Genomic DNA, 25,667 nt, shown 5'->3' with positions numbered 1-25,667 from the left:
ATGTAAGGGGTGATACGATGCCGAAATTAATTAACGGAAAAAAAATTGCTTTGGAAATAAAAAATGAATTAAAATTAAAAGTAGAACAACTTAAAAACGTAGGAAAAGATGTTTGTCTTGCAGTTATTCAGGTTGGAAATGACCCGGCATCGACAGTATATGTGAATGGGAAAAAAAGGGATTGTGAATACATTGGCATTCGCTCTCTTTCTTATGAATTACCTGAAAAAACCACTGAACAAGAATTATTGAATTTGATATACAAATTAAACGAGGATGCAGATGTGCATGGGATCCTTGTTCAATTGCCATTGCCGGGGCATATTTGTGAAGAAATAATTACGCAAGCAATTTCTCCTCAAAAAGATGTAGATGGTTTTCATGAAGTGAATATCGGTCGTCTTTGCATAGGGAAAAAAGGTTTTGAATGTTGTACTCCAGCTGGAATTATTCAACTTTTAAAGCGTTCTGGGATTGAAATTGATGGAAAAGAATGTGTTGTATTAGGGAGAAGCAATAATGTTGGAAAACCAATAGCACTTTTATTATTAGAAGAAAATGGAACTGTTACAATTGCACATTCACATACGAAAAAATTAAAAGAAATCACAAAAAGAGCAGATATTATAGTTGTAGCCGTTGGAAAACCTAAATTTATTACAAAAGAATATTTAAAGCCAGGATCTGTAGTTGTGGATGTGGGAATTCATCGAAACGAAGACAATACTTTATGTGGAGATGTGGATTTTGATGATGTGGCAGAAACAGTAAGTGCAATTACTCCTGTCCCAGGCGGTGTTGGTGTAATGACACGTGCAATGCTTATGTATAATTGTGTTGAAGCAGTATACAAGGAGGCATTCTAGTGAGGTGTGGAAAATGTGGTGCAGAAATAAAAGAAGGTTCCCTATATTGTGAAATATGTGGAGCAGAAGTAAGAATTGTTCCTGACTACAGTTCTTTAGATGAACTTCTTGCTGAACATGTAAAAAATGAGTTGCATAGCAATATGCAACAACAACATGAGAAAAAAGTAGCTATAAAAGCAAAGCGAGCACAAAAAAATAACCATAAAAAAATACTTGTTATTTTGTCAACACTTCTTTTGTCTATTTTAGTTGGATTATTATTTTACCAAATATCTTATGAAGGTTATATAAAAAAGGGATATAATTCATTGAAAAAGAGAAACTATAATGATGCAATTGAATGTTTTGAATCTGCTATAAATAAAGAGCCTAAAAAGGCTGGTGGATATAAAGGAATCGCTGACGTATATTTAGAAAAAGATGATTTTTATTCTGCAGAAGAAGTTTTTTTAAAAGAGATAGAAAAGCAATCTAATAATGAAGAATTATACAAAAGCTTAATTCAAATTTATATAAAGACTAGAAAGAAGGATAGAATCCCTATTCTTTTAGCAAATTGCAAATCACAGTCGGTCTTGTCAGTGCTTTCTGATTATGTTGTAGAAAAACCTTCTTATTCTTTAAAGAAAGATTTTTATAATGAAAAAGAAGAATTAGAGTTATATTCTAAAGGAAATGATATCTATTATACATTAGATGGTTCTGAACCATCAGAAACGACAGGAGCAAAATACAATAAAGATTTCCCCATACTTTTAGAGGAAGGTAATTGGACTGTCAGAGCGATTGCTGTAAATAAAAAAGGAATACCAAGTTTATTATCAAAGCATACATATAAAATCCAAAGCCCTCTTGCAGAAGCACCTATTGTTTCGCCTTCAAGTGGATTATATGAACAGCAAGAAAAGATTAGTATTGAAGTCAAAGAAGGATATACTGCTTATTATGCATTTGGAACAACCGAGCCTACAAAAGAAAATTGGAAAAAATATGTTGGACCAATACCTATGCCACAAGGAAATTTAATTTTTAGTGCAATACTTGTAGATAATTCTACAGGAAAAGCAAGTGCAATAACAGTAAGAAACTATGATTTGGAAATGGATGTAACAGAAGATCAAAATGTACAAGAATAAATCCAAAATTACTACAAAAATTTGACTAAAAGTATTGCGTTAAATATTTAACAGTCGTATAATAATATTGTCAAAAACATGGCAAACAATATATTCAAAGGAGATGCAAAATAATGAGCAGATTTACATTACCAAGAGACATTTATCATGGAAAAGGTTGTTTAGAAGAACTGAAAAACTTAAAAGGTAAAAAAGCAATTCTTGTAGTTGGTGGAGGATCTATGAAACGCCAAGGTTTTTTAGATAAAGCTGTTAATTATCTAAAAGAAGCAGGTATGGAAGTTCAGTTATTTGAAGGTGTTGAGCCAGATCCATCTGTAGAAACAGTTATGAAAGGTGCTGAAGCAATGCGCGCTTTTGAACCAGATTGGATTGTTGCAATGGGTGGTGGATCACCAATTGATGCTGCTAAAGCAATGTGGGCATTTTATGAATATCCAGACGTAACTTTTGAAGATTTATGTATTCCATTTAACTTCCCTGAATTAAGACAGAAAGCCAAATTTGCTGCTATTCCATCTACATCAGGAACAGCAACAGAAGTAACAGCATTTTCTGTTATTACAGACTATGCAAAGGGAATTAAATATCCTTTAGCAGACTTTAATATTACACCAGATGTTGCTATTGTAGATTCAGAACTTGTAGAAGGGCTTCCTGCACATCAAGTTGCTTATACAGGAATGGATGCATTAACACATGCTATTGAAGCATATGTATCTACTTTGAATTGTGCATATACAGATCCACTTGCTATTCAGGCAATTGAAATGGTATTTGATTATTTACCATCATCATTTAAAGGAAATATGACAGCAAGAGCAAAAATGCATGATGCGCAATGTCTTGCTGGTATGGCATTTTCAAATGCTTTACTTGGAATTGTACATTCAATGGCACATAAAACAGGTGCTGTATTTTCAACAGGACATATTACACATGGTTTAGCAAATGCAATGTATCTTCCATATGTAATCAAATACAATGCAAAAGATCCTGTTGCCGCAAAACGTTATGCTGAAATTGCTCGCAGAGTAGGTCTTGAAGGAAACTCAGAACAAGCTTTAATTAATAGTTTATGTTCAAAAATCGACTCATTTAATGTAATTCTTGGAATTCCAGCAACATTAAAAGAATTCGGAATTAAAGAAGATGAATTTAAAGAAAAAGTTGCTACTATTGCAGAAAATGCAGTTGGAGATGCCTGTACAGGATCTAATCCTAGAGAAATTGATCCGGCAACAATGGAAAAATTATTTACTTGTATTTATTATGGAACAGAAGTTGATTTCTAAAAAGTATTTAAATGGGCGACTGATTTACAGTCGCCTTTTTCATACCTATAATAATAAATAGTTTCCAATATTCATCTTGATATTTTAGGATGGATGTTTTATCATTATAGGTAGAGAAAATTTAAGGAGGAACGTGATGTATAAAATATTAAAAGCAGAAGAACTTGCAGATAAAATTTATCTCATGGATGTGGAAGCACCAAGAGTTGCAAAACACTGCGAGCCAGGTCAATTTGTAATTGTAAAAATGGATGAAAAAGGAGAGCGAATTCCATTAACAATTTGTGATTATGATAGAGAAGCAGGAACAGTCACAATTGTGTTTCAGATTGTAGGAGCATCTACTCAAAAGATGGCTGAATTAAAGGTAGGAGATAGTTTTAGAGATTTCACAGGACCATTAGGATGTGCATCTGAGTTTGTTTCAGAAGATTTAGAAACATTAAAAAATAAGAAAATGTTATTTGTAGCTGGAGGAGTTGGAGCTGCGCCAGTTTATCCACAAGTAAAATGGTTACGTGAAAAAGGAATTGATGCTGATGTTATTGTTGGTTGCAAAACTAAAAGTATGTTAATTCTAGAAAAAGAAATGGAAGAAGTTGCAGGAAACTTATATATCTGTACAGATGATGGTTCTTATGGTCATGCAGGAATGGTTACAAGTATGATCGAAAAACTTATAAAAGACGAAGGAAAGAAATATGATGTATGTGTAGCAATTGGACCAATGATAATGATGAAATTTGTCTGTCTGCTTACAAAGCAACTAGAACTTCCAACAATTGTAAGTATGAACCCAATTATGGTAGATGGAACAGGAATGTGTGGTGCATGTCGTCTTCAAGTAGGTAATGAAATAAAGTTTGCCTGTGTTGATGGTCCTGAATTTGATGGACATTTAGTTGATTTTGATCAAGCAATGAAAAGACAGCAAATGTACAAAACTAAAGAAGGACGTGCAATGTTGAAATTACAGGAAGGTGATACACATCATGGCGGATGTGGTCATTGTGGAGGTGATAACTAATGGCTGATGTATTAAAAAAAGTTCCAGTAAGAGAACAGGAACCAGCAGTTCGTGCAAAAAATTTTGACGAAGTCTGTTTAGGATATAGCAAAGAAGAAGCAATGGAAGAAGCTACAAGATGTATTAATTGTAAAAATGCAAAATGTATCGAAGGTTGTCCTGTTTCTATTAACATTCCAGCTTTTATCAAGGAAGTAAAAGAAGGAAATATTGAAGAAGCATATAAGATTATTGGGCAATCTTCAGCTCTTCCTGCAGTTTGTGGTCGTGTATGTCCACAAGAATCGCAGTGTGAAGGACGATGTATCCGAGGAATTAAAGGTGAACCAGTATCTATTGGTAAATTAGAAAGATTTGTAGCAGACTATGCTCTTGAAAACAATATTAAACCAGTTGGAGCAGAAAAAACAAATGGACATAAAGTTGCCGTTATCGGATCTGGTCCTGCAGGGCTTACTTGTGCTGGCGATTTAGCGAAATTAGGATATGAAGTAACGGTTTTTGAAGCACTTCATGAATTGGGCGGTGTGTTGGTGTATGGTATTCCTGAATTCCGTCTTCCTAAACATGCGGTAGTAGCTAAAGAAATTGAAAAAGTAAAAGAATTAGGTGTTAAATTTGAAACAAATGTTGTTATTGGTAAATCAACAACTATCGATCAATTGATTGAAGAAGAAGGATTTGAAGCAATATTCATCGGTTCTGGTGCTGGTCTTCCCAAATTTATGGGTATTCCTGGTGAAAATGCAAACGGTGTATTCTCAGCTAACGAATACTTGACAAGAAGTAACTTGATGAAAGCTTTTGATGAATCTTATGATACTCCTATTGCTGCTGGAAATAAGGTAGCAGTTATCGGTGGTGGTAATGTTGCTATGGATGCAGCTAGAACAGCTCTTCGTCTTGGAGCAGAAGTTCATATTGTATATCGAAGAAGTGAAGAAGAGCTTCCAGCTAGAGTAGAAGAAATCCATCATGCTAAAGAAGAGGGCATTATCTTTGATTTACTAACAAATCCTCAAGAAATTCTAGTAGATGATGATGGATATGTAAAAGGAATGGTTTGTGTTAAGATGGAATTAGGTGAACCTGATGCATCTGGAAGAAGACGTCCAATTGAAATTCCAGGTTCAGAATTCACAATGGATTTAGATACAGTTATCATGTCACTTGGTACATCTCCAAATCCATTAATTTCTTCAACAACAGAAGGATTAGAAATCAATAAATGGAAATGTATTGTTGCAGAAGAAGAAACAGGTAAAACAACAAAAGAAGGTGTTTATGCTGGTGGTGATGCTGTAACAGGAGCAGCTACTGTTATCTTAGCAATGGGAGCAGGAAAAGCAGGAGCAAAAGGAATTCACGAATATCTTTCTAATAAATAGTATTTGATTTATAATTTTAAAAAGTATAAAAAATATCTTTGGACGATTTGTCCAAAGATATTTTTGTGTTGTTATCATATACAACATATTTATAAAGTGTTTGATGTAGGGGGAAATTATGCAAAAAGAAAAAATAAGAAATAGCATATTGCTTTTGTTAACTGCTGTTATCTGGGGAACGGCTTTTGTCGCCCAGAGTGTTGGAATGGATTACATAGGGCCATTTACATTCAATGCTGCTAGATTTTTGATTGGTGGAACTGTATTGCTTCCATTAATTGTATATCGAGCAAAAAAAAATCCTATTTTATATCGTCAAAGTATAGAAGAAAAACAAAAAAACAAAAAAATTGTTTGGAGTGGGGGGATTTGTTGTGGTATTGCTCTTTGTGCAGGAAGTCTTTTTCAACAAATGGGAATTCAACATACGACAGTAGGAAAAGCAGGTTTTATTACAACATTATATATTATTATAGTGCCATTAATAGAATTGCTTTTTGGTAAAAAAATCGCAAAAAAAATATGGGTTGGAGCAATATTAGCTATTATTGGATTATATTTACTTTGTATTAATGAAAATTTTTCGATTGGAAAAGGGGATGTGCTTATCTTAATTTGTGCACTGCTATTTGCAATACATATTTTAGTTATTGACTATTTTGCTCCTAAAACAGATGGCGTTTGTTTGTCTGCTATTCAATTTTTTATAAGTGGTATAATTAGTTTAATTGGTGCACTGTTATTTGAAAATCTTAATTTTCTGGCAATGACGAAAGCGATTTATCCAATTTTATATGCTGGAGTAATGTCATGTGGCGTTGCCTATACATTGCAAGTAATTGGACAAAAAAATATGAATCCGACAGTTGCATCTATGATCTTAAGTTTGGAATCAGTTATTTCTGTTTTGGCTGGTTGGATTATTTTGGGACAAGCATTAAGTACAAAAGAAATAATCGGATGTATTATTGTATTTATCGCAGTTATTCTTGTGCAATTACCAGAAAAGAAAAGCAAATAACAAAGTGTCTCTTTACGTTGATAAATAAATATTATAAAATGTCTTTGTGCAAGTATTGCAGAAAGACATTTTTAGTTAAAGGAATTGAAAAATGAAAATTACAGTTATTTCCGTTGGAAAATTAAAAGAAAAGTATTGGAAAGATGCCATTGCAGAATATGTAAAACGTTTAAGTAAATATTGCAAATTAGAAATTATAGAAGTGGCTGATGAAAAAACACCTGACACAGCTAGCGAAACGGTTGAAAATCAAATACGTTCTAAAGAAGCTGAACGTATTATGAAGTTTATTAAGGAAGATACATATGTAATAACTCTTGAAATAGCAGGGAAACAACTGGCTTCGGAAGAATTTGCACATAAGATTGAAAAGTTAGGTGTACAAGGGAAAAGCCATATTACCTTCGTTATTGGTGGTTCAATTGGACTTGGACAAAAAGTATTGAATCGTTCAGACTATGCACTTAGTTTTTCTAAATTAACTTTTCCACACCAACTTATGAGAGTTGTTTTGTTAGAACAAATTTATCGAAGCTATCGTATCATAAATAATGAACCTTATCATAAATAAGGTGAAAAATCAAATTTTAAACAAACGAAAACCAAAAATATATTGACCTTATACCGACTATATCCCTTATATTTTAGATACGACATAAACAAGGGGGAATAAAAATGTTAAATATTAAATTTGTTGAAGAACTGACAGGAATTACAAAACAAAATATTCGTTATTATGAAAAGAAAGGACTTCTTTCTGTAAAAAGAAATACGGAAAATTCTTACAGAGAATACGATGATAAAGATATATATACTTTAAAGGTAATAAAATTATTAAGAAAATTAGATATGCCCATCGAAGAAATACGTAAAGTACTTGGTGAAGAAATTTCTCTTTCCGATGCAATTTCTAAACAGAAAGCACATTTAGAAAAGGAAAAAGAAAAATTACAAGCTGCTATTTCTTTTTGCGATAAAATAGAAGCAAATACATTGCATTCCTTTGATGTGGATAAATATTTGGCTACCATAGAGGTAGAAGAGAAAAATGGATCTGTTTTTGCAGATATTTTTTTGGATTTTAAAAAATTAGCAAAAGAAGATGAATTACGAAAGTTTACATTTCGTCCGGATACGATGTGTATGAATCCAGCTGAATTTACCGAGGAACTACTTAAATATGCAGAAAAGAATCATTTATCCATTTTTATCACAAAGGAGAGTATGTATCCTGAGTTTGAATTAAATGGTATTGAATACATGGCATATAGAGAACTTGGACGTTTTGGAGCAAATATTATTTGCAAAGCAAAAAATACAAATAAGACACATACGGAAGATATACCAAAAGGAAGAAAAATACTATATTTATTTTTAAAAGTATTATTTCCGACTCTAATTATATTGTTACCAGCGTATTTTATGTTTATGCCAAGAACAACTAAAACAGAAATTTTTCTTTTCATATATATAAGTATATTACTTGGAAGTTTGTTCGTATATAATCGTTTTAAAAAATAAGAAAGGTACATGATATATGACAATTGAATTAGAAAAATACTATAATAAGTTTTGTGAAGAAAAAAGATTAACAAGGAGACACGGACAGGTAGAATTCATTACTTCAATGAAATACATTCATAAATATTTAGAAGGGAAAGATGGAGCACGTATTCTTGATGTGGGAGCAGGGACAGGTAGATATTCCGTTGCTCTTTCTGAAGAAGGATACGATGTAACTGCTATTGAACTTGTAAAGTATAATTTGGGTATTCTAAAATCAAAAGGAAGCAACGTAAAAGCGTATCAAGGAACAGCCCTAAATTTATCCCGTTTTCCTGAAAATACGTTCGACATGGTTCTTGTCTTTGGACCAATGTATCATTTATATACAATAGAAGATAAAATAAAAGCTCTCTCAGAAGCAAAACGAGTTGTAAAACAGGATGGGATTATTCTCGTCGCCTATTGTATGAATGAATATAGTATATTAACTTATGGTTTTAAAGAAAATCATATTGAAGAAAGTATTCAAAATGGAAAAGTGGATGAAAAATTTCACGTTATTTCTAAGGCTGAAGATCTCTATGATTATGTTCGTGTTGAGGATATTAATGCGATTCAGAAAGGGGCAGGCTTAGAACGGATACAATTAGTTTCTGCTGATGGACCAGCTAATTATATGAGACCTATTTTAAATTCTATGACCCCTGAAACATTTAAACTTTTCATTCAGTACCATTTATCTACCTGTGAAAGACCAGAATTATTAGGAGCAGGTGCACATACTTTGGATATTTTGAGAAAAACTGACAAGTAAAGGAGAATTTACGTGAGAAGAGAAGTGAATATGAAAGAAATTTCAGACGGGAAATTATATAAAGCGAATGACTTAGTAAAAGCAGATTGTAATGATTGTCAAGGCTGTTCCGCCTGCTGTCAACAAATGGGAACATCCATTATTCTTGATCCGTTAGATCTATACAGATTAACTTTTGGACTGCATCAGAAATTTGAACAACTATTAGCAGATAAAATAGAATTAAATGTTGTAGATGGTATTATTTTACCAAATTTGAAAATGTCAGGAGTAGAGGAAAAGTGTGCCTTTTTAAATAATGAAGGACGGTGTAGCATTCACACTATACGTCCAGGAGTCTGCCGACTTTTTCCACTTGGAAGATATTACGATGGAGAATCTTTTCAATATTTTTTACAAATTCATGAATGTAAAAAAGAGAATCGAACAAAAGTAAAGGTAAAAAAATGGATAGATACACCAGATTTAAAAAAGAATGAAAAATATATTTCAGATTGGCATTATTTTTTGAAAGATATACAAAAATTATTACTTGAATTTCAAAATGATGAGAAGGCAAAAAAGATAAATATGTTGATTTTACAGACTTTCTTTTTGGAGCCATATCATCAAGGAGAGTTTTATGTGCAGTTCTATGAAAGATTAGAAAAAATCAAAGCATCTATTCAATTGTTGGCAAGGAGAATGTAGATAATGAAATACTATTTAGCACCACTGGAATCGGTTACAACATACGTTTTTAGAAATATCTATCATAAATATTTCCTCCCATTAGATAAATATTTTACCCCTTTCATTGTTCCACATCCAAACAAACGTTTCAATACAAGAGAAAAAAAGGAACTTTCTCGAGAACATAATCAAGGACTTTATGTTGTGCCGCAACTTTTAACAAATAGAGCAGAGGACTTTATCACAACGGCTAAAGAAATTGCGAGTATGGGTTATAGTGAGATGAATTTGAATTTAGGTTGTCCTTCGGGAACAGTTGTTGCAAAAGGAAAAGGATCTGGTTTTTTGGCATATCCTGACGAACTAGATCGTTTTTTAGATGAAATTTACAATAAATTAGATGTAAAAATTTCAGTAAAAACGCGTATAGGAAAAAACTCTCCAGACGAATTTTTTCACTTACTTGAGATTTACAATAAATATCCAATAGAAGAATTGATTATTCATCCAAGATTACAAACAGATTTTTATAAAAATAAGCCTAATTGGGAAATTTTCCAAGAAGCTGTAAATATAAGCAAACACTCTCTTTGTTATAATGGAGATATTTATACTTTTGAAGATTTTCAACAATTTAAAAATACATTTCCAACGGTGAAAAAAGTTATGTGTGGAAGAGGGGTTGTAGCTAATCCAGCATTGTTCTCTACTATTGAAACTGGAAGAAAATTAGACAAAAATGTATTAAAAAATTTTCATGACGATATTTATATTGCTTATCAAGCAATAAGTTCTGGAGAACGAAATGTTCTTTTTAAAATGAAAGAATTATGGTCTTATTTAAGTCAATCTTTTGATGATGTAGAAAAATATATTAAAAAAATCAAAAAAGCAGAAAAACTATTTATTTATGAAAAGGTGGTCGAAGAGTTATTTGTAAATTGCCCACTTAAGAAAGGGTTTTGATACGTATGGGAAAAACATATGTTTCTTTCGATTTAGAAACAACAGGATTGAGAGAAGAAAAAGATTATATTATTGAAATAGGTGCTGTCAAGGTAAAGGATGGAAAAGTCATAGAAAGATTTGCAAAATTTTTAAAGCCACCTGTGCCTATTTCAAATAATATTACAAATTTAACGGGTATTACAAACAGTATGGTTAAAAATGCCGAACCCACAAAAGAGGTAATTAAAGAATTTATTACTTTTTGCGATGATTATTTTTTACTTGGTCATAATATTCAATTTGATTATAAATTTATGAAAACATATGCTATGCGTTATGGATATTCTTTTGAAAAAGAAGGAATTGATACACTTAAAATCGCACGAAAAGTACATAAGAATTTAGAATCAAAAAGTTTAGGATGTTTATGTTCATATTATAATATCATCAATACGGCTGCTCATCGTGCTTATCATGATGCATTAGCTACAGCAAAATTATATCACATGTTAGCGCATGATTTTGAAGAATCTGCTCCGTCTCTTTTTGTTCCAACACCATTATGCTATAAACCGAAAAAAATACAAAAAATTACTAAAAAGCAATTAGTGTATTTAAAAGAATTACTTGAATATCATTCTTTAACAGAAAAAGAAGATTTAGAATCCTTAACAAGAAGCGAAGCATCTAAAATGATAGATAAAATTATATTAAACTACGGATACATAAGATAAAACATAAAAATATATGCACGCAATTACGCATGTTTATAAAATATTCATAATTATGTGCATGAAATATATTATTCGTGTTTTTATTAATAATAGTTGATTATGCGTATTTAAGGCTATATAATGTATGATTATAAGGAGGTGTTTATATGTTCTTTTTCTTTTTTTCTAAACCTTATATATCTATAGTAGGAGAGATATTTCCTTCAAAAGAAATGGAAGAAAGGAAAAAACAACAAAAAAAATTGTATTCCATTTTAGAAAAAATTAATCAAGAACACGAGGAAGATATTTCTGCAAAATTTATGCCTACGATTGAAAATGAGTTTCAAGGACTTGCTTCTAAAGGATGTAATTTGATGAGAGTACTTCTAGAAATAAAAAATGAGTTATATCCATATAAAGTACGTTTTGGAATTGGAATAGGAGAAGTTGAGCCTGATTTTCAATCAGAAAATGCAATTACTATTTCTGGTTTGGGATATGAAAAAGCCCGTGAATCTTTAAAAATATTGCAAAACAGAGATGCGAAAAAGCAAAAAACATTTACGGATATACATTTAGAAGTTGTTGGCGAACAAAATGAACGAGTTCATTTGATGAATACGATTTTTTCTCTACTAACAACTATAGAATCATCATGGAGTAATAGACAAAGAGAAATTATTTATCATATGCTAAAATACCAAGACACGCAGAGCACGGTTGCAAAGCGTTTTGGTGTAACACAGTCTACAATACAGAAGACTTTAACAGCCGGAAAATATTATGCTTACGAGGAGGCGGTGTCCACTTTGGAAAGAATATTTTCCGAAATAGGAGATGAACAATGAAAAGTAACAAAGTAACAATTGGTATCTTGGCTCACGTTGATGCAGGAAAGACAACTCTCGCTGAAAGTATTCTATATACAACAGGAAAAGTTAGAAAACTAGGGCGGGTCGATCATAAAGATGCTTTTTTAGATACGGATGATCTAGAACGTTTGCGAGGTATTACTATTTTTTCTAAGCAAGCAAATTTTGAATTGAAGGATAAAGAAATTACTCTTTTAGACACACCTGGTCATATCGATTTTTCTGCTGAAATGGAACGTACTTTGCAAGTGTTGGATTACGCCATTCTTGTTATTAACGGTGCGGATGGAGTACAAAGTCATGTGCAAACCTTATGGAAATTGTTAGATAAATACAGTATTCCTGTTTTTCTCTTTATTAATAAAATGGATCAGCAAGGAACAGAGCGGGAAACGTTACTTATGGAATTAAAAAAACGTTTAAATGCACATTGCATTGATTTTAGTGGAAAAGAGAAACAAGAAACTTTTATGGAAAATATTGCGGTTTGTGACGAAGCAATTTTAGAAAAATATTTGGAAAACGAAAAAATTTCTCAAGAAGATATACAAAGTCTCATTGAAAATCGAAAACTATTTCCTTGTTTTTTTGGCTCCGCTCTTAAATTAGAAGGAATTGATACTTTTTTGGATGGTATTTATGCTTATACAAATAAAAGAGAATACAATGAAGAATTTGGTGCAAAAATATATAAAATTTCTCGTGATCAACAAGGAAATCGTCTTACTCATTTAAAAATTACAGGTGGAACATTAAAAGTAAAAGAAAAAATTAATGACGGAGAAAAAATAGAGCAAATTCGTATTTACTCTGGGGCAACGTATCGGCTAGTAAATGAAGTGAGTGCAGGTACAATCTGTGCTGTTACAGGACTGAACACTTCGAAAGCCGGTGATGGTCTTGGAAATGAAGCACATTCTAGAAGACCTGTTCTAGAACCTGTGTTAACCTATTCACTTGATTTTCCGCAAGATTGTGATATGCAAAAAATGTTTCTTAACTTAAAACAATTAGAAGAAGAAGACCCCACATTACATATTACATGGAATCAAGAATCAGGGAAAATACATACACAAGTTATGGGCGAAATCCAATTAGAAATTTTAAAAAGTTTAATTTATAAACGTTTTTGTACGGAAGTTTCTTTTGGGCAAGGTGAAATTATTTATAAGGAAACAATTAAAGAATCTGTGGAGGGAGCAGGGCATTTCGAACCATTAAGACATTATGCAGAAGTTCGTCTTCGCTTAGAACCAGCAAAACGGGGAAGTGGTCTTCATTTTTCTTCTGAATGTAGCGAAGATATTTTGAATCGAAACTGGCAGCGTTTGATCCTAACACATTTACAAGAAAAGCAACACAAAGGAGTTTTAACGGGTTCTGAAATTACAGATATGAATATTATTCTTACGGTTGGAAAAGCTCATGTCAAACATACAGAAGGTGGAGATTTCAGACAGGCAACCTACCGAGCTGTAAGACAGGGATTGAAACGAGCAGAATCTATTTTATTGGAACCTGTATATAGTTATAGATTAGAAGTTCCAAATGGTATGCTTGGCCGCGCAATGTCGGATTTGCAGAGAATGCATGCTAATTTTTCATCACCAGAAACGGATGGAGAAATGAGCATCTTAACAGGTACGGCTCCAGTAGTATATATGCAAGAATATCAGAAAGAAGTTGTTGCATATACAAAAGGAGAAGGACGTCTATTTTGTTCATTGAAAGGATATGAACCATGTCATAATACACAAGAAATTATTGAAAAGATAGGATATAATTCTGAAACGGATTTAGAAAATCCAACAGGATCTGTTTTTTGTTCTCATGGAGCCGGATTTAATGTGAGTTGGGATAAAGTTGAAGAGTATATGCATACATCTTCGCAAGAAAAAAAATTACCAAAAGAATCTTTTCATAAAAGCATATCTCTTCCTCCTGTTATTGACGAAGAGGAATTATTGGCGATTTTTGAGAGAACTTATGGACCTATTAAACGCAAAAAAAACAATTTTAAAAAGCAGATTTCAGTACCTACTATTACTAGAAAATCCGTGAAACAAAAAGAGTGTGAAAAAGAATATCTTCTTGTGGATGGGTATAACATTATTTTTGCATGGAAAGAATTAAAAGAATTATCTGAAGTGAATATTGAAAGTGCAAGAAATAAATTAATGGATATTTTAAGTAATTATCAGGGGTATCGTTCATGCACACTGATTCTTGTTTTTGATGCCTACAAAGTACCTGGCAATATTGGTACAGTACAAAAATATCACAATATTCATGTTGTCTATACAAAAGAGGCTGAAACTGCTGATCAATATATTGAAAAAACAGTTCATGAGCTAGGAAAACATTATAAAGTTACTGTAGCAACTTCTGATGGACTGGAACAAATGATTATTTTAGGACAAGGAGCAAATCGTCTATCTGCTAAAGGACTTTTAGAAGAAATTCTTATGGTCAATGAAGAAATCCGAAGGGAACATATAAATTCTCAAGTGAAAAATAAACAATATTTATTTGATAATATTTCAGAGGATATGGCGGAATATATTGATCAAATACGTAAGGGAGAATAAGAATAAAATAAAAATAACCTGTCGATACTCTAAACCAAAAGAATATCGACAGGTATTTCTTAATGTTTTATTTCTTCATGCAATTCTCTAGCATATGTATCAAGAAGATGAATAGTTGTTCTCATATCATCTCGAGTAGTTTCAGGGTGTAATGCACAGATACGTAAAACTTTTTTTCCGTTTAAAACGGTTGTAAATACTGCAGCATAACCACTTTCTACAATTTTTTCAGAAATCTTTTCATTTAATAAATCGATTTGTTCGTCTGTTAAATCATCCGTAGTATAACGGAAGTTAATCATAGCCAATTGTGCTTTTGAAATGATTTCCCAATGATCTAATTCTTCTAATGCTTCTTGAGCCCACTCGGCAAGTTGGAAACCATGTTCGATAGCACTTCCTATTAAACGCGTTCCAAGTACCTGTAAAGTTAACCACAATTTTAACCCTCGTGCTGGTCTTGTTAATTCCATTCCGATATCCCATGTATTGATATGGTCCATATCTCCCTCTACATCTTTCAAATATTCTGGATTCACATGAAAACTATTAAATAAATGTTTGATATCTTTTACCAAAACCATAGCACAGCCATATGTTTGGAAAAGCCATTTATGAGCATCCCAACTTATGCTATCAGCCAATTCTGTACCTTTTAATAAGTGTTTATATTTTGGACTAAGTAAAACAGAGGCACCATATGCTCCGTCAATATGAAACCACATATCATTATCTGAACAAATTTTTGCAATCTCTTCAAGAGGATCAATGCTTCCTGTATTTGTCGTTCCTGCTGTTCCGATTACAACAAACGGAATTAATCCATTTTCTTTATCCTTTGCAATCATCTCTTTTAACATTTTCATATCCATTTGAAAAGAAGAGTTTGTTGCAACTTTTCGAATGCGACTATTTGGAATACCAATAATACGAAGTCCTTTTGCTACTGAACTATGTGTTTGCTCGGACACATAAGCAACACCGAGATGTAAGTTTTCATCATTCAATTTGCAATCGCGTGCTGCGGTAAGAGCAGTAATATTTGCCATGGAGCCACCACTTACAAATACACCACCTGGATTCTCTGTAAACCCAACCTGTTCACAAAGCCAATGAAGAACTTCTTGTTCAATACAATTTACCATTGGTGCAAGTTTACTTCCCCCTGCATGAATATTATAAGCAGAGGTCATGATATCTCCGAGCCATGATACGGAAGAAGCTGGTCCTGGAACAAACCCAAAAAATCTAGGATGATTTGCATCTCCACGATATTGATAAACTTCTTTTGACATTTCTGAAATCACTTCATCAACAGGACGTCCATCTTTAGAAATACCAATTTGCTTGATTTTTTCAATTTGTCCTTCGGATGTATACCATGTTACTTTCTGAGAATGGATGTCATGTTTCTCTACGCAAAATTGATGTACAAATTTTTCAATTGCTTCTTCTAATTGTATGCTATTTAAAATATTTTCACTATTAATCATTTTGATAAAACTCCTCTCTTTACTATTTCTATACAATAGTGTACACTAAATCTACATATATGTAAAATTTATATATTTTATAATATATATGATTTTTTTTAATATAGGAGTATATATGGAATTACGAAATATCAATACCTTTTTAAAAGTGGCCGGAACACAAAATTTTTCTAAAGCAGCAGAGCAATTGGGCTACTCTCAATCTGCTGTAACTGTTCAGATCCAACAACTAGAAAAAGAATTACAGATTCAACTCTTTGAACGCATTGGAAAAAGAGTGCATTTAACTGAAAAAGGGCAAGAATTTGTATCTTATGCTAATGACATTATGCGTGTAACAGATAATGCAAAATATTTTGCTCGTCAAAATAATGTTTTAGAAGGAACACTTCGCATCGGTGGCGTAGAATCTATTTGTACTGCACTTCTTCCAGATTTGCTTTTAAAATTTTACCAAATTTGCCCAAATGTACAAGTAACAATTAAATCTGGTGCTACAGACGAATTAATGGAAATGGCTAAAAGCAATGAGATAGATTTTATTTATACTTTGGATAAAAAAATAATAGGAAAGGAGTGGAATCGAGCGGTTATCACAGAAGAAGAAATTGTATTTGTTACCTTAGAAGATAAAGCAAACGGTTATTATGCCGGAATTCCTATCCAACAGCTAATGCAAAAACCTTTTATTTTAACAGAACGCGGTGCTGCATATCAGTACGAATTAGAAAGACTTCTTTCAGAGAAAGATTTAGAAATTAATCCCATTTTGGAAATAGGGAATACAGAAACAATTATTAATTTAGTAAAAAGAGGAATGGGAGTTTCTTTTTTGCCAAAATTCACCGTACAGAAGGAACTCGAGAAACGTGTACTTTCAGAAATAAAGACAAATTTGCCTAGTGTAAAAATGTATAGTCAATTATTTTATCACAAAAACAAATGGATTACGAAGCAAATGCGAAAATTTATTGAATTAGTAGAAAATTTCCATGCATAAAGTTTTCTCTGAAATGTTTATATGATATAAGAAAAAAACTATGTTAAAATATACAAAGAAAAGGGAGAATATAATTGGATTATGTACAGGGAGTGTGTATGTGATTTTATTCTCAATTATGCAGATAAATATTTCTAATAGGGCAGCAGTAATCATGATTGAAATAACTATTATTTTCTGTATTGGCTTGTACTATGATTTGACTATTTTGATAAATTGTAATATCATCTAAAATGATATTTTGTAGTATAAGATATTTGAAAATAATAATGAGCGTTGTATTATTCTAAAAATAGAACGCTTTTTACAAATTATAAAGATAAACAGGAGGTTTTCATGAGAAAACTAGCTTTAAATGATGAAATATTACTAAAAATTGATAAGCCGGCTCGCTATATCGGCAATGAGGTCAACTCAGTAATGAAAGACAAGAATGAGGTGGATATCCGTTTCGCTATGTGCTTTCCGGATGTATATGAAATTGGTATGTCACATTTAGGAATTCAAATCCTTTATGATATGTTCAATCGCCGTGAAGATGTTTGGTGTGAACGTGTATATTCACCTTGGGTGGATTTGGATAAAATTATGAGAGAGGAACATCTTCCTCTTTTTGCATTAGAATCTCAAGATGCTATCAAAGATTTTGATTTTTTAGGAATTACAATTCAATACGAAATGTGTTATACGAACATTTTACAAGTATTAGATTTAAGTCAAATTCCTCTTTTTGCAAAAGAGAGAGAGGAAGAGGATCCAATTGTAATTGGTGGTGGCCCTTGTACATATAATCCGGAACCATTGGCTGATTTCTTTGATATTTTCTATATTGGAGAAGGTGAAACGGTTTATAATGAATTATTTAATGCATATAAAGAAAATAAGAAAAATGGAGGTTCAAGACAAACATTTTTAGAAATGGCAGCAGAGATTGATGGATTGTATGTTCCAGCTTTTTATGATGTAGAATACAAAGAAGATGGTACTATATTATCCTTTACGCCAAATAATATACATGCGAAAGAAAAAATTCATAAACAGATGGTTTTAAACATAAGTGAAAGTTCTTACCCAGAGAAACCAGTTGTTCCTTTTATTAAAGTAACACAAGATAGAGTCGTTTTAGAAATTATGCGTGGTTGTATTCGTGGTTGTAGATTTTGTCAAGCGGGAATGATTTATCGACCGACAAGAGAAAAAAATTTAGAAAAGTTAAAAGATTATGCTTATAAAATGCTTAAAAATACAGGGCATGAAGAAATTTCTTTGAGTTCTTTAAGTTCAAGTGATTACACAGAGTTAGAAGGACTTGTAACTTTTTTAATTGAAGAATTTAAAGGGAAAGGAATCAATATTTCTCTTCCTTCATTACGCATAGATGCATTTTCTTTAGACGTTATGGGAAAAGTACAGGATATTAGAAAAAGTAGCCTTACTTTTGCACCTGAAGCAGGGTCACAAAGATTGCGTGATGTTATCAATAAAGGACTTACAGAAGAAATTATTCTAGAAGGAGCTGGACAGGCATTTGAAGGTGGCTGGTCTAGAGTGAAATTATATTTTATGCTTGGTCTTCCTACCGAAACAGAAGAAGATATGAAAGAGATTGCTCATTTAGCAGAAAAAGTTGCTAAACGTTACTATGAGGTGCCAAAAGAAAACCGAAATGGAAAATGTCAAATTGTTGCAAGTACATCTTTCTTTGTACCGAAACCTTTCACTCCATTTCAATGGGCAACCATGTGTACAAGCGAAGAATATATTGAAAAAGCACATGTCGTTAATAATGAAATGAAAGCTCAATTAAACAAAAAAAGTTTAAAATACAATTGGCATGAGGCTGATGTCACTGTATTGGAAGGTGTGTTTGCACGTGGTGATAGAAAAGTTGGGAAAGTCCTTCTAGAAGCGTATAATCTTGGATGTCTATATGATTCTTGGTCTGAATATTTTCAAAATGATTTGTGGATGCAAGCTTTTGAACATACAGGTGTTGATATTGGATTTTATAATTTGCGAAAACGTGAATTAGATGAAATCTTCCCATGGGATTTCATTGATATCGGTGTGACAAAGAAATTCTTAATGCGCGAATGGACCCGTTCAATCGAAGAAAAAGTAACACCAAATTGTCGTATGGGTTGTTCTGGTTGTGGTGCTGCAATTTATGGAGGAGGTGTCTGTATTGAAGGTAAGAATTAAATTTAAAAAATATGGAGTAATGAAATTTATTGGACATCTAGATATTATGAGATATTTTCAGAAAGCAATGCGAAGAGCGGACATTCCAATTGCTTTTTCAGGAGGATATAGTCCTCATATGATTATGTCTTTTGCCAATCCTCTCGGGGTTGGGCTAACAAGTGATGGTGAATATTTTGATATTGAACTAACAGAAATGATTGATTCTGATTTAGCAGTGAAACGTTTAAATGATGTTATGGTTGAAGGTATGGAAGTTATAAGTTTTGTGGAAATTTCTGAAGATAAGAAAAAGACAGGAATGGCAATTGTTGCAGCAGCTGATTATATTTCTTCTGTAAAAAAAGGAGAATTTCCGATTGATTGGAAAAACAAAGCAAAGGATTTCATTATGCAAGATGAAATTCTAATTACCAAAAAGACAAAAAAAAGTGAAAAAGAAGTCAATATCAAACCGATGATTTATAAATTTGAAGTGAGAGACAACTCTATTTATACGCTTTTAGCAACAGGAAGCGTGGAAAATTTAAAACCAGGACTTGTCATGGAAGCATTTACACGATATTTAGGAGAAGATTTTTCTTCGCTTACATTTTCGCACCATCGCTTAGAAGTATATGCTGATGTTGGTTTTGAAGAAAATAGAGAATTCGTTTCTCTAGAAAGTTTGGGAACGAAAATTGAAGCGTAAATTAATAATAACAAAGCAAGAAGGAAATATAATTACTTCGGTTATAGAAAATGATGAGATAGTCGAATTACATATAAGTGATACGAATGAAAAATATCGACTCGGAAATATTTATATTGGAAAAGTGAAAAAAATTGTTTCTAATATTCAAGCCGCTTTTATTGAAATAGATAAAGGAATTGAATGTTATTATGATATGACTGAACGTGGTAATAAACCTATTTATGTCGGTGAAGAATTTGTTGTGCAAATCAGCAGGGAAGCCATAAAAACAAAACAACCAGCTGTTACCAGAAGAATTAGTTTTACTGGAAAATATAGTGTGTTAACAGTAGGGGATAACCGTATTAGTTTTTCTTCAAAAATTGATAAAGAAAAACGAGACGAATTAAAAATGTTTATGGAAGAGTATCGTTCTAAAGAATATGGTTTTATTTTGCGAACTAACGCAAAAGAGGCGACGGAAAATGACATTAGAGAAGAAATACAGAAATTAATTAAAGAATATGAACATCTTATTCAAATTTCACCTACACGTGTTTGTTTCTCGTGTTTAAAAGAAAGTGAGAAACCATATATTTCAGATTTAAAAAATATATATCAGGAAGGACTATCTGATATATTAATTGAAGATAGGGAAATTTATCATCATGTTTATTCTTTTTTGCAAGAAAAACAGCCTGAAGATTTGAAAAAATTACAATTCTACCAAGATAAACAACTTTCGCTTTCAAAGTTATATAGTATTGAAACTGTTATACAAAACGGATTGAAAGAACGAGTTTGGATGAAATCAGGTGCATACCTTGTTATACAACCTACAGAAGCGTTAACGGTTATTGACGTAAATACCGGAAAACATATTGGCAAGAAAAAAGATGATATTGCTTATATGAAAATTAATATGGAAGCTGCAAAAGAAGTGGCAAAACAAATTCGGTTGCGAAATTTATCCGGAATTATATTAATTGATTTTATCAATTTGGATAATAAAGAAAAATGGGAGGAATTATTAAATTACTTTAATGGGTATTTAAGAAAAGATCCAATCCAAACCGTTCTTGTAGATGTTACAAAATTACAATTAGTTGAAATTACTAGAAAAAAAGTCCGAAAACCATTGTCCGAAAGCATAAAGGGGGATTCTTATGGCGAAAAAAGAGGTTAAAACAAATGCAGTTCGTATATTAGAACGACATAAAATTTCATTTGAAACAATGACCTATGAATGTGATGAATTTGTGGACGGAAGTCATATTGCTGATAAACTTAATCTTCCGCATGAACTCGTTTATAAAACAATTGTTACAACTGGAAAAAGTAAAATGCATTATGTATTTGTTCTTCCAATTGAAAAAGAAATTGATTTTAAAAAGGCTGCGAAATCTGTGGGAGAAAAATCATTGGAAATGCTTCCCTTGAAAGATTTAACTCAACTGACAGGTTATGTACGTGGAGGATGCACCTCCATTGGAATGAAAAAACAATTCCCTACAATCATAGATCAAACAGCTCTTAATTTTTCGCAAATAATTGTGAGTGGAGGAAAACTAGGCTTGCAACTAAAACTTTCTCCTATTGATTTATCTAAAATTGTTCATGCAGAATTTTTTGATATAATCTTTCATGCGGAGGTTTAAAGATGGAAAAAACAACTGTGATTTTTGATTTAGGTAAAGTTCTTGTTGAATATGATTGGCAATCTTATTTGAAGTCATTTTCTTTTGATGAAAAAGTATACCATATAATTGCAAATGCTATGTTTTTAAATAAAGATTGGGAAACAGGTGATGAGGGGGCAACTCCGGAAGAATGGTTGTCACTTTTTATTGAAAATGCCCCGTCATATGAAACTGAGATTCGAAAAGTATATAGTAATCTTGGTGAATGCGCATATATTTTCTCATATACGCTAGAGTTAGTGGAATATTTTGAAGAAAAAGGTTATCAAATTTTCTTTCTTTCCAATTACTCAGAGTATTTATATGAAAAAACGAAAGAAAAATTATGTTTTTTAGATGCATTTGATGGTGGTGTGTTCTCTTTTCGTGAAAAATGTATTAAACCAGATAAAACTATTTATATGCGTTTGTTAGAACGCTACAATATTTGCCCTGAAGAAGCAATATTTTTTGATGATCGCGAAGAAAATATTAGAGCTGCAGAAGAAGTAGGTATACATGGAATCATATTTACACAAGAAACTGTTGATAAAATTTTAAAAGGGGAACTAGCTGAAGTAAAATAAGAGGATATAACATGAATATATTATTTTTTTTAAAACCAAAAAGTGAAATTGCATTCATACATAAAGAAGATACATTGCGTCAAGCTATTGAAAAAATGGAATATCATAAATATTCTTCTATCCCTATGATAGATAAAGATGGAAAATACGTTGGAAGTATTACTGAGGGAGATTTACTTTGGGGAATAAAAAATAAGTACAATCTAAATTTGAAAGAGGCTGAATTAATTCCAATAACAGAAATAGATAGAAGAATCGATTATCAAGCGGTAAATATAAATGCTGCAATAGAAGATTTAGTCGAGAAAGCTATGGATCAGAACTTTGTTCCAGTGGTAGATGACCAAGGTAATTTTATTGGAATTATTACTCGAAAAGATATTATTGGATATTGTTACAATAAAATTGCAAAAACCGAAAAATAGGTTGACACATAGCGAAACGGATGCTATAATACAACGGTATGCCGCACAACGAGGTTATAAGTTTCATAATTGAACACCGAAGTTGGCGAGTAATGATAAATAGGAGGTGCCATATGTACGCAATTATAGCAACAGGTGGTAAACAGTACAAAGTAGCCGAAGGCGATATCATTAAAGTAGAAAAACTTGGTGTAGAAGCTGGAGAAACTTTTACATTTGACCAAGTACTTGCAGTAAGCGATTCTGAATTAAAAGTTGGAAACCCAACAGTAGCAGGAGCTACAGTTACAGCATCAGTAATTGGTGATGGAAAAGCTAAAAAAGTTGTCGTTTACAAGTATAAAAGAAAAACTGGATACCATAAGAAAAACGGACACAGACAGCAGTACACAGCTGTTAAAATTGAAAAAATTAACGCTTAATTTTAAATTGGTGTCATAAATGATTAAGGTATCAATTTATAAAAATGAAAAGCATGAGTATGTTGGTTTTAAATCACTAGGTCATGCAGGTTATAGTGAACACGGACAAGATATTGTTTGTGCTGCTGTTTCAGTTCTTGTAATTAATACAATCAATTCTATTGACAAGTTTACTGAAGCAAAAACTTCTTTAGTATCAGACGAAGAGTTGGGATATATTGATTATAAGATAGAAGGCAGACCTGGAAAAGAAGCAACATTACTATTAAAAGCCATGGTTTTAGGTTTACGAGAAATGGCAAGTGACGAAAGTTACGAAGAGTATATTGATTTAACATTTGAGGAGGTGTAAGCCATGATGAAATTAAACCTTCAATTTTTCGCTCATAAAAAAGGAGTTGGTTCTACAAAGAACGGTAGAGATTCTGAATCAAAAAGATTAGGTGCGAAAAGAGCTGACGGACAATTTGTAAAAGCTGGAAATATTCTTTACAGACAACGTGGAACTAAAATTCATCCAGGTCTTAATGTAGGACGTGGTGGAGATGATACATTATTCGCTTTAGTTGATGGTGTTGTAAGATTCGAAAGAAAAGGAAGAGATAAGAAACAAGTTTCTATCTATCCAGTAGCTGAATAATAATGAATAACATGGGCTTCAAATCTTTAGGTTTGGAGCCTTGTTTTGATATATACACTATACAGAAAGGAAATAAAATATATGTTTGCAGATAGAGCGAAAATCTATATACGCTCAGGAAAAGGCGGCGATGGACATGTGAGTTTTCGAAGAGAACTTTATGTTCCAAACGGTGGACCTGATGGCGGAGACGGTGGACGTGGTGGAGATGTCATTTTTGAAATAGACGAAGGACTTAATACACTTGCTGATTATCGTCATAGAAGAAAATATGTTGCAAAAGATGGTGAACAAGGTGGAAAGAGACGTTGTCACGGAAAAAATGCGGAAGATATTATTTTAAAGGTACCTGAAGGGACTATTATCAAGGAAGCTGAATCAGATAAAATTATTGCTGATATGTCTGGAGATAACAGACGCCAAATTGTTTTAAAAGGCGGAAAGGGTGGTCTTGGAAATCAACATTTTGCAACATCTACAATGCAAATTCCAAAATACGCACAACCTGGGCAACCTGCCCAAGAACTTTGGGTTAAATTAGAATTAAAAGTAATTGCTGATGTAGGACTTATTGGTTTCCCAAATGTCGGAAAATCTACTCTGTTATCTAGAGTAACTAATGCGAATCCTAAAATTGCTAACTATCATTTTACAACAATTAATCCTAATTTAGGTGTTGTAGATATCGATGGTGCAGATGGATTTGTTATTGCAGATATACCAGGACTTATTGAAGGTGCTTCTTCTGGGGTTGGTCTTGGACATGAATTCTTACGACATATTGAACGTACTAAAATGATGATTCATGTTGTGGATGCAGCTTCTACAGAAGGAAGAGATCCGATTGATGATATTTATAAAATTAATGCAGAGTTAAAAGCATATAACGAAGAAATTGCTAAACGTCCACAAGTAATTGCGGCAAATAAAATTGATGCAATTTATACAGAAGATGAAGATCCAGTAGAAAAAATTCGAAAAGAATTTGAACCACAAGGAATTAAAGTGTTTGCCATTTCTGGTGTATCAGGAGAAGGAATTCGAGAATTGCTTTATTATGTCAGTGAGCAGTTGAAAACTTTAGATCAAAAAACAATTGTATTCGAGCAGGAATACTTCCCAGAAGAAGAATTAATCCATATCGATTTACCATATACTGTCGAGAAAGAAGATGACATGTATGTTGTTGAAGGACCAAAAATCGAAAAAATGCTTGGATATACTAACTTAGATTCTGAGAAAGGTTTTGCCTTCTTCCAAAAATTCCTTAAAGATACAGGTATTTTGGATGAACTTGAGAATGCTGGTATTCAAGAAGGTGATACTGTACGTATGTACGGATTACAATTTGATTATTATAAATAAAAGTAAGGAGAATAACAATGACAACAAAGCAAAGAGCTTATTTAAAAAGTCTTGCAATGACAATGGACCCAATTTTTCAAATAGGAAAATCAAGTATGACACCTGCTCTTACAGAAGCCATTGGAGAAGCTTTAACTGCACGAGAATTAATTAAAATCAGTGTTTTAAAAAACTGTGCAGATGATCCAAAAGAATTAGCAGCTATTATTGCAGAGCGTACTCATTCGCAAGTGGTACAAGTTATCGGGAAAAAAATTGTTTTGTACAAAGAAGGTAAAGATGATAAAAAGAAAATTGAATTACCTAAATAATAATTTTTAAGAGAGGTT

Annotated in this window: 27 protein-coding genes; 26 read left to right on the top strand and 1 reads right to left on the bottom strand. The window is 32.3% G+C overall.

Features of this window, described 5'->3' with window-relative positions:
- Positions 1-17 precede the first annotated feature (17 nt).
- The 14 genes from folD to ACY2U7_RS05935 all read left to right on the top strand — a co-directional run bounded on the left by folD (position 18) and on the right by ACY2U7_RS05935 (position 14,852).
- Positions 18-866, top strand: coding sequence for a bifunctional methylenetetrahydrofolate dehydrogenase/methenyltetrahydrofolate cyclohydrolase FolD (gene folD, locus ACY2U7_RS06000; protein ID WP_461816058.1), 849 nt, complete (start codon positions 18-20; stop codon positions 864-866).
- Positions 866-2,005 carry a chitobiase/beta-hexosaminidase C-terminal domain-containing protein gene (locus tag ACY2U7_RS05995; RefSeq protein WP_461812797.1) on the top strand — a complete coding sequence of 380 codons (1,140 nt, stop codon included), beginning with the start codon at positions 866-868 and terminating at the stop codon, positions 2,003-2,005. Before folD ends, ACY2U7_RS05995 begins: the two co-directional genes overlap by 1 nt.
- Positions 2,006-2,118: 113 nt before the next feature.
- Positions 2,119-3,300 (top strand): iron-containing alcohol dehydrogenase, encoded by a 1,182-nt coding sequence (locus tag ACY2U7_RS05990; protein WP_461812796.1) that lies wholly within the window; start codon positions 2,119-2,121, stop codon positions 3,298-3,300.
- A 136-nt stretch (positions 3,301-3,436) separates the two neighbouring features.
- Positions 3,437-4,327: a sulfide/dihydroorotate dehydrogenase-like FAD/NAD-binding protein gene (locus tag ACY2U7_RS05985; protein ID WP_461812795.1), complete on the top strand. Its 891-nt coding sequence runs from the start codon at positions 3,437-3,439 to the stop codon at positions 4,325-4,327.
- Positions 4,327-5,715, top strand: a complete 1,389-nt coding sequence (gene gltA, locus ACY2U7_RS05980; protein WP_461812794.1) for an NADPH-dependent glutamate synthase — start codon at positions 4,327-4,329, stop codon at positions 5,713-5,715. The genes ACY2U7_RS05985 and gltA overlap by 1 nt, the downstream gene beginning before the upstream one ends.
- Before the next feature lie 118 nt (positions 5,716-5,833).
- The gene (locus ACY2U7_RS05975) at positions 5,834-6,736 is read left to right on the top strand and encodes a DMT family transporter (RefSeq protein ID WP_461816057.1); all 903 of its coding nucleotides are present in this window, start codon (positions 5,834-5,836) and stop codon (positions 6,734-6,736) included.
- 91 nt (positions 6,737-6,827) lie between these two features.
- Positions 6,828-7,307, top strand: coding sequence for a 23S rRNA (pseudouridine(1915)-N(3))-methyltransferase RlmH (gene rlmH, locus ACY2U7_RS05970; protein WP_461812792.1), 480 nt, complete (start codon positions 6,828-6,830; stop codon positions 7,305-7,307).
- Positions 7,308-7,411: 104 nt separating this feature from the next.
- Positions 7,412-8,257: a MerR family transcriptional regulator gene (locus tag ACY2U7_RS05965; protein ID WP_461816056.1), complete on the top strand. Its 846-nt coding sequence runs from the start codon at positions 7,412-7,414 to the stop codon at positions 8,255-8,257.
- Positions 8,258-8,273: 16 nt separating this feature from the next.
- Entirely contained in the window at positions 8,274-9,056 is a 783-nt protein-coding gene (locus ACY2U7_RS05960; protein WP_461812790.1) for a class I SAM-dependent methyltransferase, read from the top strand.
- Positions 9,057-9,068: 12 nt separating this feature from the next.
- Positions 9,069-9,746: a YkgJ family cysteine cluster protein gene (locus ACY2U7_RS05955; protein WP_461812789.1), complete on the top strand. Its 678-nt coding sequence runs from the start codon at positions 9,069-9,071 to the stop codon at positions 9,744-9,746.
- Positions 9,747-9,749: 3 nt separating this feature from the next.
- Entirely contained in the window at positions 9,750-10,694 is a 945-nt protein-coding gene (locus ACY2U7_RS05950) for a tRNA dihydrouridine synthase (protein WP_461816055.1), read from the top strand.
- 5 nt (positions 10,695-10,699) lie between these two features.
- Positions 10,700-11,410, top strand: a complete 711-nt coding sequence (locus ACY2U7_RS05945; RefSeq protein WP_461816054.1) for a 3'-5' exonuclease — start codon at positions 10,700-10,702, stop codon at positions 11,408-11,410.
- Between the two features lie 146 nt (positions 11,411-11,556).
- Positions 11,557-12,240, top strand: coding sequence for a SatD family protein (locus ACY2U7_RS05940; RefSeq protein WP_461812786.1), 684 nt, complete (start codon positions 11,557-11,559; stop codon positions 12,238-12,240).
- Positions 12,237-14,852 carry an NYN domain-containing protein gene (locus ACY2U7_RS05935; protein WP_461816053.1) on the top strand — a complete coding sequence of 872 codons (2,616 nt, stop codon included), beginning with the start codon at positions 12,237-12,239 and terminating at the stop codon, positions 14,850-14,852. The genes ACY2U7_RS05940 and ACY2U7_RS05935 overlap by 4 nt, the downstream gene beginning before the upstream one ends.
- 59 nt (positions 14,853-14,911) lie before the next feature.
- Here ACY2U7_RS05935 and ACY2U7_RS05930 read toward each other — a convergent pair whose 3' ends face one another.
- Complete coding sequence (locus tag ACY2U7_RS05930; RefSeq protein WP_461816052.1) at positions 14,912-16,345, bottom strand: pyridoxal phosphate-dependent decarboxylase family protein; 1,434 nt, start codon at positions 16,343-16,345, stop codon at positions 14,912-14,914.
- Positions 16,346-16,460: 115 nt separating this feature from the next.
- On the opposite strand from ACY2U7_RS05930, the gene ACY2U7_RS05925 reads away from it, so the two are divergent.
- The 12 genes from ACY2U7_RS05925 (at position 16,461) to yhbY (ending at position 25,649) form a co-directional block, all read left to right on the top strand.
- Entirely contained in the window at positions 16,461-17,345 is an 885-nt protein-coding gene (locus ACY2U7_RS05925; RefSeq protein ID WP_461812783.1) for a LysR family transcriptional regulator, read from the top strand.
- 336 nt (positions 17,346-17,681) lie between these two features.
- Positions 17,682-19,547, top strand: a complete 1,866-nt coding sequence (locus tag ACY2U7_RS05920) for a TIGR03960 family B12-binding radical SAM protein (RefSeq protein WP_461816051.1) — start codon at positions 17,682-17,684, stop codon at positions 19,545-19,547.
- On the top strand, positions 19,531-20,238 hold the full coding sequence (locus ACY2U7_RS05915; RefSeq protein ID WP_461812778.1) for a TIGR03936 family radical SAM-associated protein: 708 nt from the start codon (positions 19,531-19,533) through the stop codon (positions 20,236-20,238). The genes ACY2U7_RS05920 and ACY2U7_RS05915 overlap by 17 nt, the downstream gene beginning before the upstream one ends.
- Positions 20,228-21,406 carry a ribonuclease E/G gene (locus ACY2U7_RS05910; RefSeq protein ID WP_461812777.1) on the top strand — a complete coding sequence of 393 codons (1,179 nt, stop codon included), beginning with the start codon at positions 20,228-20,230 and terminating at the stop codon, positions 21,404-21,406. Before ACY2U7_RS05915 ends, ACY2U7_RS05910 begins: the two co-directional genes overlap by 11 nt.
- Entirely contained in the window at positions 21,387-21,878 is a 492-nt protein-coding gene (gene ybaK / locus ACY2U7_RS05905; protein WP_461816050.1) for a Cys-tRNA(Pro) deacylase, read from the top strand. The genes ACY2U7_RS05910 and ybaK overlap by 20 nt, the downstream gene beginning before the upstream one ends.
- A 2-nt stretch (positions 21,879-21,880) precedes the next feature.
- On the top strand, positions 21,881-22,486 hold the full coding sequence (locus ACY2U7_RS05900) for an HAD-IA family hydrolase (RefSeq protein ID WP_461812775.1): 606 nt from the start codon (positions 21,881-21,883) through the stop codon (positions 22,484-22,486).
- 11 nt (positions 22,487-22,497) lie between these two features.
- Entirely contained in the window at positions 22,498-22,911 is a 414-nt protein-coding gene (locus ACY2U7_RS05895) for a CBS domain-containing protein (RefSeq protein WP_461812774.1), read from the top strand.
- A 113-nt stretch (positions 22,912-23,024) separates the two neighbouring features.
- Complete coding sequence (gene rplU, locus ACY2U7_RS05890; RefSeq protein WP_461816049.1) at positions 23,025-23,333, top strand: 50S ribosomal protein L21; 309 nt, start codon at positions 23,025-23,027, stop codon at positions 23,331-23,333.
- 19 nt (positions 23,334-23,352) lie between these two features.
- The gene (locus tag ACY2U7_RS05885; protein WP_461812773.1) at positions 23,353-23,685 is read left to right on the top strand and encodes a ribosomal-processing cysteine protease Prp; all 333 of its coding nucleotides are present in this window, start codon (positions 23,353-23,355) and stop codon (positions 23,683-23,685) included.
- 3 nt (positions 23,686-23,688) lie between these two features.
- Positions 23,689-23,973: a 50S ribosomal protein L27 gene (rpmA, locus tag ACY2U7_RS05880; protein ID WP_459640438.1), complete on the top strand. Its 285-nt coding sequence runs from the start codon at positions 23,689-23,691 to the stop codon at positions 23,971-23,973.
- Between the two features lie 81 nt (positions 23,974-24,054).
- Entirely contained in the window at positions 24,055-25,338 is a 1,284-nt protein-coding gene (gene obgE / locus ACY2U7_RS05875; protein ID WP_461812772.1) for a GTPase ObgE, read from the top strand.
- A 17-nt stretch (positions 25,339-25,355) separates the two neighbouring features.
- On the top strand, positions 25,356-25,649 hold the full coding sequence (yhbY, locus tag ACY2U7_RS05870) for a ribosome assembly RNA-binding protein YhbY (protein WP_461812771.1): 294 nt from the start codon (positions 25,356-25,358) through the stop codon (positions 25,647-25,649).
- The last annotated feature ends 18 nt before the right edge of the window (positions 25,650-25,667 follow it).

This window comes from Faecalimonas sp. (assembly GCA_029264305.1).
GTDB lineage: Bacteria > Bacillota > Clostridia > Lachnospirales > Lachnospiraceae > Faecalimonas.
The sequence above is the reverse complement of the archived record's forward strand: the minus strand, read 5'-3'. Positions and strand labels throughout refer to the sequence as shown.

Excerpts from the sequence above, each read along its gene's own strand:
- folD (WP_461816058.1), top strand. The coding sequence starts at position 18 with ATGCCGAAATTAATTAACGGAAAAAAAATTGCTTTGGAAATAAAAAAT.
- ACY2U7_RS05990 (WP_461812796.1), top strand. The coding sequence starts at position 2,119 with ATGAGCAGATTTACATTACCAAGAGACATTTATCATGGAAAAGGTTGT.
- ACY2U7_RS05985 (WP_461812795.1), top strand. The coding sequence starts at position 3,437 with ATGTATAAAATATTAAAAGCAGAAGAACTTGCAGATAAAATTTATCTC.
- gltA (WP_461812794.1), top strand. The coding sequence starts at position 4,327 with ATGGCTGATGTATTAAAAAAAGTTCCAGTAAGAGAACAGGAACCAGCA.
- ACY2U7_RS05975 (WP_461816057.1), top strand. The coding sequence starts at position 5,834 with ATGCAAAAAGAAAAAATAAGAAATAGCATATTGCTTTTGTTAACTGCT.
- rlmH (WP_461812792.1), top strand. The coding sequence starts at position 6,828 with ATGAAAATTACAGTTATTTCCGTTGGAAAATTAAAAGAAAAGTATTGG.
- ACY2U7_RS05965 (WP_461816056.1), top strand. The coding sequence starts at position 7,412 with ATGTTAAATATTAAATTTGTTGAAGAACTGACAGGAATTACAAAACAA.
- ACY2U7_RS05960 (WP_461812790.1), top strand. The coding sequence starts at position 8,274 with ATGACAATTGAATTAGAAAAATACTATAATAAGTTTTGTGAAGAAAAA.
- ACY2U7_RS05950 (WP_461816055.1), top strand. The coding sequence starts at position 9,750 with ATGAAATACTATTTAGCACCACTGGAATCGGTTACAACATACGTTTTT.
- ACY2U7_RS05945 (WP_461816054.1), top strand. The coding sequence starts at position 10,700 with ATGGGAAAAACATATGTTTCTTTCGATTTAGAAACAACAGGATTGAGA.
- ACY2U7_RS05940 (WP_461812786.1), top strand. The coding sequence starts at position 11,557 with ATGTTCTTTTTCTTTTTTTCTAAACCTTATATATCTATAGTAGGAGAG.
- ACY2U7_RS05935 (WP_461816053.1), top strand. The coding sequence starts at position 12,237 with ATGAAAAGTAACAAAGTAACAATTGGTATCTTGGCTCACGTTGATGCA.
- ACY2U7_RS05930 (WP_461816052.1), bottom strand. The coding sequence starts at position 16,345 with ATGATTAATAGTGAAAATATTTTAAATAGCATACAATTAGAAGAAGCA.
- ACY2U7_RS05925 (WP_461812783.1), top strand. The coding sequence starts at position 16,461 with ATGGAATTACGAAATATCAATACCTTTTTAAAAGTGGCCGGAACACAA.
- ACY2U7_RS05920 (WP_461816051.1), top strand. The coding sequence starts at position 17,682 with ATGAGAAAACTAGCTTTAAATGATGAAATATTACTAAAAATTGATAAG.
- ybaK (WP_461816050.1), top strand. The coding sequence starts at position 21,387 with ATGGCGAAAAAAGAGGTTAAAACAAATGCAGTTCGTATATTAGAACGA.
- ACY2U7_RS05900 (WP_461812775.1), top strand. The coding sequence starts at position 21,881 with ATGGAAAAAACAACTGTGATTTTTGATTTAGGTAAAGTTCTTGTTGAA.
- ACY2U7_RS05895 (WP_461812774.1), top strand. The coding sequence starts at position 22,498 with ATGAATATATTATTTTTTTTAAAACCAAAAAGTGAAATTGCATTCATA.
- rplU (WP_461816049.1), top strand. The coding sequence starts at position 23,025 with ATGTACGCAATTATAGCAACAGGTGGTAAACAGTACAAAGTAGCCGAA.
- ACY2U7_RS05885 (WP_461812773.1), top strand. The coding sequence starts at position 23,353 with ATGATTAAGGTATCAATTTATAAAAATGAAAAGCATGAGTATGTTGGT.
- rpmA (WP_459640438.1), top strand. The coding sequence starts at position 23,689 with ATGATGAAATTAAACCTTCAATTTTTCGCTCATAAAAAAGGAGTTGGT.
- obgE (WP_461812772.1), top strand. The coding sequence starts at position 24,055 with ATGTTTGCAGATAGAGCGAAAATCTATATACGCTCAGGAAAAGGCGGC.
- yhbY (WP_461812771.1), top strand. The coding sequence starts at position 25,356 with ATGACAACAAAGCAAAGAGCTTATTTAAAAAGTCTTGCAATGACAATG.